Source organism: Paenibacillus sp. 203 (genome assembly GCF_037027525.1).
GTDB classification, from domain to species: Bacteria; Bacillota; Bacilli; order Paenibacillales; family Paenibacillaceae; genus Paenibacillus; species Paenibacillus polymyxa_B.
Genome location: NZ_JAXCHD010000005.1, coordinates 450,427 through 464,815 on the forward strand (window position 1 = coordinate 450,427; position 14,389 = coordinate 464,815).

Below are 14,389 nucleotides of genomic sequence, written 5' to 3' on the forward strand. Positions count from 1 at the left end.
TACTCTGGGCGGGGGTTACCCTGATCTTTCCGCTTATAGCTTTATGGATGAAAATCCCCATCCGGCATATGGTATTACTTTGGCTTGCATTCAGTGGTGGTGGATTTCATTGGTTTTGGCATGATACGCATAATGTTAGCAGTATTCCCGATGCTCTTCATGTATCGTCTTCTATGGTGGAAGACATGCCTGTTCAAGTAGCAGGGCTTATCGCTTCTAAAGTACAGGTAGATGGTGATCGAACACAGTTTGAGATGAGAGTCACCTCAATCAATCACTACGGAAGTCATTCGAAAAAGGACGAGAATCGTACACCAATTTCTGAACAGGTCATTGTTCATATCAAGTTGGCTGCCAAGCAGGAACAGCAACTTGCGGCAGCATGGCAACGTGGAGATGCAATCCTAGTGCGTGGCACCTTAAAGGCTCCTACAAAAGCGGGGAACTTTGGAGGCTTTGATTACAGTGAATACCTGCACACACAGGAAATCCACTGGCTTTTCAAAGGCGATGGGGTAGCCTCGTTACAGAAACAGGAGGCTTCACTGTGGAACCGCTACACTTTGTTCAGATGGAATGATCAGCTAAGGGAGCAACTAGGGCAGAGAATGGAATCGGCATTTACATCACTTCATCACGCAGGATATATGAAAGGACTGGTGCTTGGGGTAACAGATGAGTTGGACCCAGCAACGTATAACGAGTTTACGAAGCTTGGTTTAACGCATATTTTAGCAATATCGGGCATGCATGTGGCGGTATATGCAGCTACACTATTATATTTACTCAAGCTACTAAGAGTTAGCCGCGAGACATCTCTTACAGTCGTGTTGATACTCATTCCGGCTTATGTCCTGCTGACAGGTGCTTCTCCCTCTGTTGTGAGGGCGGGAATTATGGCGATGATCGGCTTGTTTGCAGCCCGACGAGGTATGCTCAAAGACGGACTTAATATTCTAAGTATATCCGCGTTGCTCATGCTGATTTGGAATCCATATTATCTACTTAGCGTCAGCTTTCAGCTTTCCTTTTTGGTGACAGGTGGGTTGCTCATTTATATGCCGCTTATGAAGCCGTTTTTCGCCAAATGCCCTCTCCTAGTCGGCGGTGAGGTTGCGATTACAATTACGGCACAGCTTGTTTCGTTTCCAATGACTGTATTCTACTTTAATCAATTTTCGCTGTTATCATTTGCGGCCAATTTTGTGCTTGTGCCCCTTATTACATATATCGTGCTTCCATTAGGTACGGTGGCGATGGGGATTGCCTTTTTGTGGGAGGATGGGGCTCGTATTCTTGCATGGCCGGCAGAGCAATTGAACGATTTGACCTTCTTACTAGTGAAATGGCTGAATGTGGATGATGCTTATGTGAGTATTTGGCCGTCTTCCTCCATCCTGTGGGTCATGGCGTATTACGCGGCTCTGTATAGTGTTCTGTACTGGCTCAAAACGTGGCTGGCATCTCGCAGGCAAACAGACGATAATTCTGTTTTAAATTCCACTCCCATATCATCACCCGTGTATACGGGATTAGCGGCTTCTGCCGAATGGGCTGCTGTTTTGAATATAGCTCATGAACCTGAGGGAGCAGGGAAATTTGCGCGTCGACAGTGGAATGGTTATCGTCATTTGGCACTGGCTCTAAGTGTTATCGCCTGGCTTGGGATATTGTATACAGGTTACCAATCTCCTAGTGGAGGAAATACGGGAACTGTTCAATTTCTGGATGTGGGCCAAGGTGACAGCATTTTAATTACTACGCCGGGCGGGAAACATATTTTGGTAGATGGCGGGGGTACAATGGACTTTGCTACAGGGAAAAATGCTTGGCGCAAACGCGCAGATCCCTACGAGGTAGGTGAAGATACGATTGTACCCTTGCTAAAGCAACGAGGTGTGCATCGCCTGGACGCTGTCATTTTAACACACGGAGATCATGATCATGCAGGAGGACTACAGGCTGTGCTTGACCAGATTCCCGTATCTACCTTGTTTTTTAATGGTACCCTGACAGATAAAGCCCCATTCCGTAAGCTGTTGAACACGGCTTTAGACAAGCAGATTAAGCTGTACGGTGCACATCATAGTATGGAATGGGAGCCAGACCAGGCTACGAAAATCCGCTTTCTCTATCCGTTTACGCCACCGGAGAACGAATCTGAGCAGTTGCCTGTTATGAAGGAGCAAAATCATTACTCTGTTGCCATGATATTGGAGATGGAGGGAGCCTCTTTTTTGTTCACAGGAGATATGGATGATGCAGCAGAGTCGTCGTTGCTCTCTGAATTAACTCGTTTTTCATCAAGTGTGAAAGATAAGGGAGCAACGGGGGCTGTCGGGAAAGCTGTAGATGTCATGAAAATAGCACATCACGGTAGCAAGTATTCCACCTCGGAAGAGTGGTTATCCTTCTGGCGACCGAAAGTATCCGTTATTTCGGTTGGTGCGACCAATACTTACGGACATCCGAATGAAGCGGTATTGGAACGTTTATCGGCAGTTGATTCTGCTATATATCGAACAGATACGATGGGAGAGATACAGATTCGAGCGCAGCAAGGTAAACTGAGTGTGCGGTATCAACGTAAACGGTACAAAACAGATGATAATACAACAACATACTAAAAGGGTGCTCACTCTCAGGAGTGGGCTGTTTGCTTTGAATCCAATCTGCATGGACAGTAGCAGTAAGCTTTGGTAGAATCATATGAGTGATGAAAATGAGAATCATTATTAACGGGAGGAATATTGTGAGTTATTTTAAATTTAGAGCCTCAGCTTGTTTGTTTATCATTTCATTAATGCTGGTATTGAGTGCATGCGCTACAAGTGGGGGTGGGACTGTAACAGAAAGCGGTCAATCGACTGCTTCCAAGACCACATCAATTGGAGATGAGGCTGCCACACGTACATATGAAAGTGATAAAGGTACAATTACCCTTCCTGAGCATCCCCAGCGTGTCGTAGTGGCAGTCGGTGATTATGTAGGTGATGTGCTAGCACTTGGTATTACACCTGTAGGGGCTCCAGATACCGTATTTAATGCTCCATATTATAAAAAATACTTGAATGGTGTTGAAAATATCGGTGACAGCTCCGCGTTGTCCCTTGAAAAGGTGATCACCCTAAAGCCGGATCTGATCATTACCTATGATGAGAAAGCATATGAAAATCTGAAAAAAATAGCGCCTACTGTGTTTATTCCATATGGTAAATATCAATATAAGGATCGTCTGATGGAGCTGGGCAAAGTGTTAAACAAGGAGCAGGAAGCGAAGAATTGCCTGGCTGATTTTGCAACCAAGATTACTGAGAAGAAACAGGCTTTGTCTGACGTCATTGATTCGGGTAAAAAAATCGCTATTTTTGAGATTACAGGAAAAGAATTATATCTATATGGAAAATCTTATGGACGTGGAGGAGCCATACTTTATGATGAGCTGGGACTTCATGCTCCTGAGAAGGTAGAAAAGGCAGCGTTCGAGAAGGGGTGGGCCAGCATATCAATAGAGGCTTTACCGAAGATGCTGGGCGATGCCGATTTTTTAATGTTGGGTATTAGAGGCGACGGAGCAGACCAAGGAAAAGATATTTTATCTAAAAGTGTGTGGAAGAACCTTTCTGCCGTTAAATCAGGTAAAGTATATCAATACTCAATCGACGATTTTTATTTTCAAGATCCGATTGCTCTGACTTATCAATTAGAACGCATATCTGATTTTTTGGTTTCCAAGAAGTAACAATATGATCTTGCAGCTCGATAGGCTAGCATTTAGATGTATGTAGGAGCTAGGGGAAGGTGACTACCTTCCCTTTTTCTGTTATTCTAAGGGAGGATATGCTGGGGATTCTGGGCTTTTTGGTATAATTTTTTTTGTTAAAAAAATAAAATTAGTGTCAGACGTCTATCCTGCAACAATTTGCAAAATGGATACGTCTGTAATATTGCAGGGAGAGGGGGATCCTTTGTGGTAGAGCAGGGACTCATTCGAGCCGCTCAATCGGGCGATCGCGACGCTCTCATTACCCTATTAAGAGAGATAGAACAGCATGTGTACCGTACGGCATATTACATTCTAAACAATGAGCAGGACGCCATGGATGCTTCACAAGAAGCCCTCATACGGATCTATTCGAAAATTAACTCTTATGAGGAAAAAGCGCAGTTTAAAACCTGGGTCCAACGTATTGTAACGAATATATGCATCGACAAATTCAGAAGAACGAAACCCTCGGTTTCCATTGACGAGCACGACATGATATTCAACGATCCCCAAAATGTGGAGGTCGAGGTGTTGACCTCTTACATGGCACAGGATGTTCGTGAGGCTATACAACAGCTTCCGGAGCACCACCGGACGGTAATTGTCTTAAGATATTTGCAGGATTTCTCCTATAACGAGATTGCAGATTCTCTGGATTTGCCGCTAAATACGGTCAAGTCATACTTATATCGTGCAAGACAGCAATTGCAAGGGCTACTTCAGGAATATCAGAAAGGTGGTGTATCAGGATGAAGTGTGGGGAAGAGGTGATGGATTGGATGCAGCGTTATGTGGATCATGAGCTGGGCGAAGAAGAAACGTCCCAATTAATGAACCATATTGCGACTTGCCCGTACTGTGCGGAAAAATTTCTTATTCTTCAGACACTCTCTCGCGAGCTGGAGGAATTGCCTGCGGTTTCCCCGGCGTTCAGCCTGGTGGATTCCATCATGCCTCAGCTTGATGCCATTGACCGCGCACGTGAAGAGCAGGGAAGTGCGCTTCAGGAAATGCAGCCTGTGGCTGTAGAGCCTGGACCAGTGCCTAGACAGCGTACCCAGCCTACACCTTGGTGGAATCGAATGGCTGGGCGCGCTGCTATGGGCGTGGCTGCCGCTGCTGTTGTACTGGGGATTGTAGTATTTAACTTCGAGCCTAAAACAGTGCAGGATGCGGAAGGCATACTTACAACCCAGACGCCCGAAGTGACGAATCCGCAAAATCAGGCGGAAAATACAGATACAGCAAACGGCAGTGGAGGTCGTGATGCAGCCATTGGTTCGGATTCTACACAGCAGCCATCAGAGCAGGGGCAAGGAACGAATGCATCTCAGCTACCTGCGGATAAAGATCCTGACCTGAGCAAAGGTGCAACCAATGCAGACGATGAAAAGAACTCTTCCAAACGGGATGCTGGGAAACGTGACGATCAGCGAGCTGGGGAGGAAGATTCGACGAAGTCTACACCAGCTGAACATTCTTCTCTTCAGGAGGAAGGGCAGGGACAGCTACGTACGGATCGTCAGGTGGCAAAGGAAAATCCGTCTGCTGCAGATGCTTCTAAATCTGAGGACAAACAGTTAAGTCAGGAAAAATCTGATCAACCCACGATTGCTCCTGATGAACAGTTAGAACCGAAAATGGAAAAAGCGCCCCTAGCGGGTACGGGTACGGCTCAGGACGGTAATAACGATAGCACGAGTACGAATGATTCATCTTCGTCGCTTAGTCAGGAATTGAAGGTGCAGGAGCGGATTGCGTCAAACGAAACGTCGAAAGACACGACTTCCAAAAGCATCACTAAGGATTCGGGGAATGCCTTGGGAACGGATAGCAGCAATGCAGCTTCTAATGATCAGCAATCATCCGTGTCACAAGACCCGGTTCGTAAAGAAGGCTTTGTATCTAATTCACTGGTCTCTCCAGACAACGATAATGCTTCCAGCTATAGTGCTCAATCCGCATCTACAGATCAGCTCAACTCGCCTGATGGTAGCTATGCGGTGGCTATTGAGGGCAAAAAGCTGAAAGTGTATAAGCTTTCCGATAACGGTGTAGACCGAACAACCCTGGAAGTCCGTACTTTAAAAGGTGCCTGGGTCAAAGGAAGCTGGTCAGAAGACAGCCAGACCTTTATGTATGAGACGGAGCAGGATGGGACAGCAAGTAAATATACGTACACCGTCCCGCGCAGCACTGGAAAATAGTTTCCGTAAGTTGACACACTTTTAAAAACAGAGAATAAACTATATGAACCGACGTCGTATCCCGACGGCCGAAAGTTTCTAGAGCTTTCTGCTGCCGTGTTGATATAGATGGTGGTGAAGGGATCCTGCCTATAGGCAGGGTCCCTTCGTTTGTATCATGACTTGCCTTCCGTTCGGATGTCGGGTACGATCAGTGGGTGGGGGGAACGGAAAATGGATGTAAAAACAGCCTCTAAGGCTATTCGCAAAGGCGACATTTCGCCAGTGTATTTGCTATACGGCAGTGAAAAATATCAAATGAAGCAGTTTGTTGAGATGCTTAAAGAGAAAGTGGTGGAAGAGGAGCACCGTGACTTCGCCATCATTCCTTATGATTTAACCGAAACGCCCATTGAGGTGGTCGTGGAGGAGGCGGAAACAGCGCCTTTTCTGGTACCAAAGAAGCTGATTATTGTACGGGATACCAGTGTATTTGCAGCAGGCAAAGATAGCGGTAAGATAGAGCACCGGCTTGAGACGCTGTTGACTTATATGGATAACCCGACTGACTATAGCGTCATCGTTTTTACGGTTCAGGCTGAAAAGTTGGATGAACGGAAAAAGATTGTCAAAAAACTGAAAAGTGATGCTTCGGTTATTGCTTTTGCTCCAATGGGTGGAGATGATCTTGTGGCTTGGATTCATAAGCGTGCAGGAGAAAGAGAAGTGCAATTGGCTGCAGGAGCTGCTGAAAGCCTCATTCAATTCACAGGTACCGGGCTGCAATCCTTGGCTGCCGAGATAGATAAGCTCTGCTTGTACGCAGGAGCACAAGGAACCATCTCATCTGCTGATATAGAATCCCTGGTGCCTCGTAACACAGAGCAAAACGTATTTGCGATGGTTGAGGATCTGGCTAATTTGCGGCTGGATAAGGCACTCAGTATTTTCTATGAGTTGCTTAAGCAAAAAGAGGAACCGATCAAGATTGCCGCTTTGATCACGCGCCAGTTCCGTATTATGTTGCAGGTCAAAGAGCTGGCAGGTCAAAGCTATTCCCAGCAACAAATTGCGAGTCAGCTTAGTTTGCATCCTTATGGGGTGAAAGTTGCAGGAGACCAAGCGCGGAGGTTTCGCCCTGAGCAGCTGCGTCAGCTTCTCTACGAATTGGGCGAGCTGGATTATCATATGAAAACAGGTGTCGTTGATAAGGTACTGGGACTGGAATTATTTTTAATGAAAATGGGTGCGGGGGCTTCAATCTAATTCCCTCCATGTGCTGTTATAGAGTCAGCTAATGTATCGTGAAAAGCTGACTCTATAAATTAATAAAAGTTATAAACTAAAAAAACCTGATCAGCCAAGGCTGGTCAGGTTTTTTTCATTAACGTATGAAAGTAGCTCTTGCTTACGCTTGAGCTGTAAGAGCGTTAAGTTTTTTCGCCAAGCGGGATTTCTTGCGAGCAGCTGCATTTTTGTGGATCAGACCTTTAGTTACAGCCTTGTCCAGCTTTTGGGAAGCTACTTTGAAAGCAGCAGCAGCAGTTTCAGCTTCGTTACCTACCAACGCTGTATCGGCAGCTTTTACTGCTGTACGAAGCGCAGATTTTTGGGAAGCGTTCAACGCACGGCGTTTGTCGCTAGTTTTAACGCGTTTGATAGCGGATTTGATGTTTGGCATTACATTCACCTCCTGTAAAGGCATTACTTATGAACACAAACGTTTCACAACTTAAAATATTTTAGCATGCCACACCTCAAATTGCAATAAGAAAACATTCTGAGGCGATGCGAATTACAGGATGAAAATGGATGTGCATAAACCTGTTGGGTGTCTCGCACACTATAGTCAAAGATGGTATCCAAGGAGGCTTAAAAGATGGATCTGGATTTGCAGAAGTATGCGGTACGCACGGATTTGGCATTAGAGGCAAGAGAACTGGCCGAACGGGATCAGCCTGTACCTCTGGCAGGCATAAGTGAGAATGTGGAGGAAGATAACGGAATCAAAATCACACGGCTGGATGTACTGAATGAAGAAGGAGCCAACCGTATTGGGCGGGTACAAGGACATTACGTCACACTAGAAGTACCCGGCCTGCGTGAAGGCGACACGGGGCTCCAGCAACGTGTCGCTATTGCATTTGCAAAAGAAATGGAGCATTTTATACAAAAAATAGGAATCTCTAATACGGCAAAGGTACTGGTGGTAGGTCTGGGCAACTGGAACGTCACTCCCGATTCGCTGGGTCCGCTTGTCGTTGAAAATTTAATGGTGACTCGTCAATTTTTTGAACTGACACCTGATCAAATCAACCCGGGCTATCGAGATGTAAGCGCAATTGCACCGGGCGTCCTGGGTATTACGGGGATCGAGTCCAGTGAAATTGTTCAAGGCATCGTGGATCGCACAAAGCCAGAACTGATTATTGCCATTGACGCTCTGGCGTCACGTTCACTGGAGCGCGTCAACACGACCATTCAGGTGGCCGATATCGGGATACATCCGGGTTCAGGTATTGGCAACAAGCGGCGCGGTATCACCAAGGATATTATGGGCGTTCCGTGTATCGCTATCGGCGTACCAACGGTATGCTACGCTTCGACCATTGTCAATAACGTAATTGAACTGATGAAAACACATTTTACCAAAGAAAAGGCTTCTACAAAAGCAATCCTGGGGATGTTGGACGATATTTCAGAACCTGAGAGACTTGGGCTTGTGAGAGAGGTCCTACAACCGCTGGGGCATGATCTGATTGTGACTCCTAAAGAGATCGATGAATTTATTGAAGATATCGCGAACATTATTGCTACTGGATTGAACGCTGCTCTGCACGAAGCTGTTGATCCTGGCAATGTCGCCGCCTATACGCATTAATCAAGGGTTGGTAAAATCGTATTTCATACACAAAAGTCTCTATTTAACAGGAATCTAATCTCTTTCAAAAAGGGAGGTGATATACCTGTAGTAGAGATTTTTTGTGTTCTAGCAATTGTTCTCCGTTCATAGAGTTGAAGTATAAGAGATTTCCGTAGCAGATAGGAACCCTATGTTCCTAAATAAAGCGGGTTTCGACGGGACGAAGGAGGACAAGGCTCACATGAAAAAAATTCAGACCTGGAACGTCGGAAGATGGAGAAGAAAAGGTATCGAAATTTTGGCGATGGGACATACGCTTGTGCTGCTGATCATGGGCTCGGCGCTTTTATTTGTCGTTTTGGGGCTAGGGGGATTGGCAGAAAATCGTCTACAAACCTCTCCTGTTTCTTCCATGAAAGGATTGGCAGGTTCGGTGTCCAGCGGTTTTTTCGCGGATATGCTAGGTATGGAAGTACCTCATTTGGCACAAAAGAAGCAGCAATCTTCGTTGTCGGGTGAACAATGGTCGCCTTTTGTTTTTCAGATGCTTACAGGTATTAATCCGCAGGATCCCAAAAGTCTCATTTCTCGTGAGATTCCTGGCATGTCTGCAGGAGCACCTGTCTTGCTGCGCAAGGGTTCGGGGAACACCAAGGTAGAGGGCCCTACGGATTATCAGCCCGATCAGGGGACGACGGATGCCCCTGGTGGCTCAGATACATCTGAGAATCCACCGACTACTACGCCGGATATTCCGACAACACCGGAAACAGACCCGGTACGTGAGGATCATCCAGGTGATACAGCCAAAGGGGACAAGCGTATATTAATCTACCATTCTCATCCCAGAGAAGCATATAACCCACTACTCAGCAAAACCAGTTCCAATCCTAATTCAGGTTCTAAATCAGCTAATGTGTCAAGGGTAGGGGACTTTGTAAAGAAGAGGCTGGAAAAGCAAGGGATATCCACATTGCATGTAAACAAGGATTATGCCACTACAGTTCAAAATTACAATTGGAACTACTCCTATAAATATTCACGCGAAACAGTCAAGGAAGCTTTAGCTGGAAATAAAGGTTTAACTTATCTGCTTGATATCCATCGAGATTCACAACGTCACGGAAAAACAACAGCAACCATTAATGGGCTTTCATATGCCAAGGTATATTTTATTATCGGGCATGATAACAAAAATTGGCGCGAGAATGAAGCTTTTGCTGCTCGTATTCATGAAAAGTTGGAAAAATCGTATCACGGCGTATCACGTGGTGTATGGGGGAAAGATGGTGGCAAAGGCAATAACGGTGAGTACAATCAAAGCTTGTCTTCCCACAGTATTTTGATCGAAATCGGGGGTATTGACAACACCGAGGAGGAGTTAAAACGTACCTCGGACGTTTTGGCGGACATGATCGGTGAAGTGTACTGGGAAGATCAGAAAGCTCAGAAAGCGGGCACTAACGTATCGGATACAAAAAAGAGCAACAGCGGCAATTAAATGAGGTAGCGGTAAGGGGGAAGGGGAATGTCTGGACATTTTCGTAAGAAAGCACTTGGATTTGTACTGCTCATGGGGGCAGGTATTCTACTCGGTATGCAACTGGCAGGATCTGGCCTGCGTTCAGTGTATGGACCGGAATGGAACGGGGATACGTTTCAATCGGTAAATCAACAGAAAGTCGGATATGAACAGACGGTTATTGAGGATACACCCGCAGTTAACACTCGTGCATATAGCGGTACGTATAGCACAAGTGGAAATGTTAAGGTTGAGCCGACAACGGGAGCGGGTATAAACGAAGCTAGTGGAAGGGAAGAAAATGAGGAACAGACGGAGCGCGGGGCATCCAGGTGGTATTCGACGACTGCGCAGCATGTCAATACTCAGGGCCTGGAGACACCGCGTGAACTGCTGGCCGTCAAGGAACAGCAAGCCTCGGTGGATACCATGGCGGACAAAACAGCTGGGTTGCTTCAAAACCTGTCGAGACAGGGCATTCGATGGGTCGTATCTGTATTTGATGGAGTAACAGAATAGAAATATTGCTGACCCCCCTTACAACTGCTATAATAAGCTGATTGACACTAGGCATTGTGTGGGGGTAAGGCATGACTGACATTTTGGCAAGACAACGTAAAATTCGGAACTTTAGTATCATTGCACATATAGACCATGGTAAATCCACGCTGGCTGACCGGATTTTAGAATATACCGGTGCACTCACTTCTCGTGAAATGCAGGAACAAGTGCTTGACCAGATGGAGTTGGAACGGGAGCGCGGAATTACGATCAAGCTCCAGGCAGTGCGACTCACTTATAAGGCCGATGACGGCGAAGAGTACATTTTGAATTTGATTGATACACCGGGACACGTCGATTTTACGTATGAGGTATCCCGTAGTTTGGCAGCCTGTGAAGGTGCTTTGCTGGTAGTAGACGCAGCGCAGGGAATCGAGGCACAGACGTTGGCTAACGTATATTTGGCGTTGGATAACAATCTGGAGATTTTGCCGGTGCTTAACAAGATTGATTTGCCAAGTGCTGATCCTGAGCGGGTAAAACAGGAAATCGAGGATGTTATCGGCTTGGATACAAGCGAGACCGTACATGCTTCAGCCAAGGCTGGAATCGGTATCAAGGAAATTTTGGAGCAGGTAGTCAGAAGTGTACCTGCTCCGCAAGGTAATCCGGATAATCCGCTCAAGGCACTCATTTTCGATTCGCACTATGATCCTTATAAAGGCGTTATCGTATATGTTCGCGTCGTGGATGGTAGTATCCGAGCCGGTTCGAAAATTAAAATGATGGCGACTGACAAAACGTTTGAGGTTATTGAAGTTGGTGCTTTTATGCCGCGTATGAACATCGTGGACGAGCTGAATATCGGTGATGTTGGCTTTATCGTTGCCGGAATTAAGCATGTAGGCGATACGCGTGTCGGGGATACCGTGACAGATGCAAAAAATCCAACATTAGAACCGATGCCAGGTTATCGCAAAATAAATCCGATGGTTTATTGCGGTCTGTATCCAATCGAAACATCGGAGTATAACGATCTGCGTGAGGCGCTTGAAAAGCTACAGTTGAACGATGCTTCGCTCAGTTTTGAGCCGGAAACATCAAGCGCGTTGGGCTTTGGCTTCCGTTGCGGATTCCTTGGTCTGCTTCATATGGACGTCATCCAGGAGCGGATTGAACGTGAATTTAACATTCCACTGATTACAACGGCACCAAGCGTTATTTACCGTATTAAGTTGACGAATGGGGAAACGATCCAGATCGACAACCCATCGAATTATCCGGAAATCGGACGGATTGAACATGTGGAAGAGCCCTATGTAAAAGCAGGTATTATCGTCCCTAATGATTACGTTGGTACGGTGATGGAGCTTTGTCAAACCAAGCGTGGGGAATACGTAAATATGGAATACCTGGATACGACACGGGTAACCATTACGTATCAAATTCCGCTGTCTGAAATCGTATATGATTTCTTCGATCAGCTTAAATCAAGTACCAAAGGCTATGCTTCCTTTGATTATGAGATTTCAGGCTATCGCCAGTCCAACCTGGTGAAAATGGATATTTTGTTGAATGGCGAGCAGGTCGATGCGCTGTCATTCATCGTGCATAGAGATCGGGCTTATCATCGCGGACGTATTATCTGTGAGAAGCTGCGCGAGCTCATCCCGCGTCAAATGTTCGAGGTGCCGATCCAGGCATCTGTGGGAACAAAGGTTGTGGCGCGTGAAACCGTTAAGGCGATGCGTAAAAACGTCTTGGCCAAATGCTACGGCGGCGATATTTCTCGTAAACGGAAGTTGCTCGAAAAGCAAAAAGAGGGCAAGAAGCGTATGAAGCAGGTCGGTAACGTAGAAGTACCACAGGAAGCATTTATGGCGGTACTGAAAATAGATGAGTAAAGCTGCTTGAAGTATTCGTCCATTCTTTCATGGGGCATTTGCCGTGCATGGAGAATGGACGTTATTTATTTGAGCAAGCTATCCAGAGATGGAGTGTTTGTTATCTCAGTTGCAAAAATAGTATAACAACAGCATCTTTAGCGTATTTCTAAAGATGCTTTACTCTTACTGCAACACCTACACCACAAAAAAATAACCGATGGTGGTAGGCAGCAGCGGAGTGGTCCATTTGAATCTGGAGAAGCGTATCGCTCGCCTTTACTTCCCAATTTTAACTGTAAGTGTGCTTATATAATAGAAAATTGGGGAGTAACAGCGATCAGAAGAACAAATGGAACACGAAGCGGTTGATCTCGACCTCGGCGCATTTTTTCACTATTCCCTGAATTGACAAGGAGGATCGGTATGACCGCATCCATACAAAAACATGAACATTCATCCGCCCCTCAAGCGGTTTACCTGCATATACCTTTTTGCACGAATAAATGCTTTTACTGTGATTTCAACTCTTATGTGCTCAAGGATCAACCTGTTATGGAATATCTATATGCACTGGAACGAGAAATGGAACATACAGTCAAGCTTCACCCGCCAGGAGAGATTAAAACCATTTTTGTCGGGGGTGGAACACCAACAACCCTAAACCCGAAGGAAATGGAATATTTTCTGAAGAGTGTCCGAACCTATTTCCCACATTGGGCGGAAGATATTGAGTTTTCCATGGAAGCCAATCCAGGCACCACTGATTTTGAAAAACTCTCTGTGATGAAAGAAGGCGGCGTCAATCGACTGAGCTTTGGTGTACAGGCTTTTCAGAATGAGCTACTCACAGGCATAGGTCGTATTCACAGTACAGATGACGTATATCGTAGTTTGGAAAACGCCCGTAAGGTCGGCTTGGACAACCTGTCGATTGACCTGATGTTTGGTTTGCCGAATCAAACGGTGGACATGCTGCATGAAAGCGTGAGTAGAGCACTAGAGCTGGAGCTTCCTCATTACTCTATCTACAGCTTGAAGGTTGAAGAAAACACGCTCTTCCACACGCTGTATCAGAAAAATCAGCTACCGCTTCCACACGAGGATGATGAACTGGAAATGTATTTACTCCTCATGCGTCGCATGAAAGAAGCCGGTTATGAGCAGTATGAGATTAGCAATTTCGCAAAACCAGGTTTGGGGAGCAAGCACAACATGACCTATTGGCGAAATGAAGACTATTACGGTCTCGGCGCAGGGGCACATGGATATGTTGGCAGAGAGCGTCATATGAACATTAAGGGTATTAACCCTTATGTGGAGGCTAGTCGTAATGGTTTGCCACGTCTGGATAGCTTTGAGGTGCCAGCGGCGGAAGCTATGGAGGATTTTCTTATGGTCGGTTTGAGAATGCTAGAGGGCGTTTCTAAGTCCCGCTTTGAAGCTCAATTCGGTCAGGCGTTGGAGGATACATTTACTGCTCCTCTCGGAAAAATGCTCAATGCCGGGTTAATCGAATCCATTGAGGACGGTTATCGTTTGAGTGAACGCGGCATTTTATTCGGAAATGATGTATTTGCAGAGTTCATCGGTTCTATCACGGTAAATTCATAAGTCGTAGGCTTCAGTACAGTACGTTTCAACTTTATAAGCTGGGACGACCATTTT

Annotated in this window: 11 protein-coding genes; 10 read left to right on the forward strand and 1 reads right to left on the reverse strand. The window is 45.9% G+C overall.

All coding sequences use genetic code 11. The features are described 5' to 3' along the window. Positions 1-47 precede the first annotated feature (47 nt). The 5 genes from WA407_RS14475 to holA all read left to right on the forward strand — a co-directional run bounded on the left by WA407_RS14475 (position 48) and on the right by holA (position 7,218). The gene (locus WA407_RS14475; RefSeq protein WP_442952035.1) at positions 48-2,627 is read left to right on the forward strand and encodes a ComEC/Rec2 family competence protein; all 2,580 of its coding nucleotides are present in this window, start codon (positions 48-50) and stop codon (positions 2,625-2,627) included. A 125-nt stretch (positions 2,628-2,752) separates the two neighbouring features. Then, positions 2,753-3,742 carry an iron-hydroxamate ABC transporter substrate-binding protein gene (locus WA407_RS14480; protein WP_336077637.1) on the forward strand — a complete coding sequence of 330 codons (990 nt, stop codon included), beginning with the start codon at positions 2,753-2,755 and terminating at the stop codon, positions 3,740-3,742. Positions 3,743-3,970: 228 nt separating this feature from the next. Continuing rightward, positions 3,971-4,519 carry an RNA polymerase sigma factor gene (locus WA407_RS14485; protein WP_013311184.1) on the forward strand — a complete coding sequence of 183 codons (549 nt, stop codon included), beginning with the start codon at positions 3,971-3,973 and terminating at the stop codon, positions 4,517-4,519. Further along, positions 4,516-5,973 carry an anti-sigma factor family protein gene (locus WA407_RS14490; RefSeq protein ID WP_336077638.1) on the forward strand — a complete coding sequence of 486 codons (1,458 nt, stop codon included), beginning with the start codon at positions 4,516-4,518 and terminating at the stop codon, positions 5,971-5,973. The genes WA407_RS14485 and WA407_RS14490 overlap by 4 nt, the downstream gene beginning before the upstream one ends. A 213-nt stretch (positions 5,974-6,186) precedes the next feature. After that, positions 6,187-7,218 (forward strand): DNA polymerase III subunit delta, encoded by a 1,032-nt coding sequence (gene holA, locus WA407_RS14495; RefSeq protein WP_029515366.1) that lies wholly within the window; start codon positions 6,187-6,189, stop codon positions 7,216-7,218. Between the two features lie 142 nt (positions 7,219-7,360). Here the strand turns inward: holA and rpsT are convergent, their stop codons facing one another. Next, a complete protein-coding gene (rpsT, locus tag WA407_RS14500) occupies positions 7,361-7,633 on the reverse strand; it encodes a 30S ribosomal protein S20 (RefSeq protein ID WP_013311181.1) in 273 nt (90 codons plus the stop codon). 198 nt (positions 7,634-7,831) lie between these two features. On the opposite strand from rpsT, the gene gpr reads away from it, so the two are divergent. The 5 genes from gpr (at position 7,832) to hemW (ending at position 14,335) form a co-directional block, all read left to right on the forward strand. Continuing rightward, entirely contained in the window at positions 7,832-8,833 is a 1,002-nt protein-coding gene (gene gpr, locus WA407_RS14505) for a GPR endopeptidase (RefSeq protein ID WP_039272306.1), read from the forward strand. 223 nt (positions 8,834-9,056) lie between these two features. Further along, positions 9,057-10,316 carry a stage II sporulation protein P gene (locus tag WA407_RS14510; RefSeq protein ID WP_069290028.1) on the forward strand — a complete coding sequence of 420 codons (1,260 nt, stop codon included), beginning with the start codon at positions 9,057-9,059 and terminating at the stop codon, positions 10,314-10,316. Positions 10,317-10,343: 27 nt separating this feature from the next. Continuing rightward, complete coding sequence (locus WA407_RS14515) at positions 10,344-10,856, forward strand: hypothetical protein (RefSeq protein ID WP_336077639.1); 513 nt, start codon at positions 10,344-10,346, stop codon at positions 10,854-10,856. Between the two features lie 71 nt (positions 10,857-10,927). Beyond that, complete coding sequence (gene lepA / locus WA407_RS14520; RefSeq protein ID WP_029515362.1) at positions 10,928-12,742, forward strand: translation elongation factor 4; 1,815 nt, start codon at positions 10,928-10,930, stop codon at positions 12,740-12,742. Positions 12,743-13,147: 405 nt separating this feature from the next. After that, positions 13,148-14,335, forward strand: a complete 1,188-nt coding sequence (gene hemW / locus WA407_RS14525) for a radical SAM family heme chaperone HemW (RefSeq protein WP_039272303.1) — start codon at positions 13,148-13,150, stop codon at positions 14,333-14,335. Positions 14,336-14,389 lie beyond the last annotated feature (54 nt).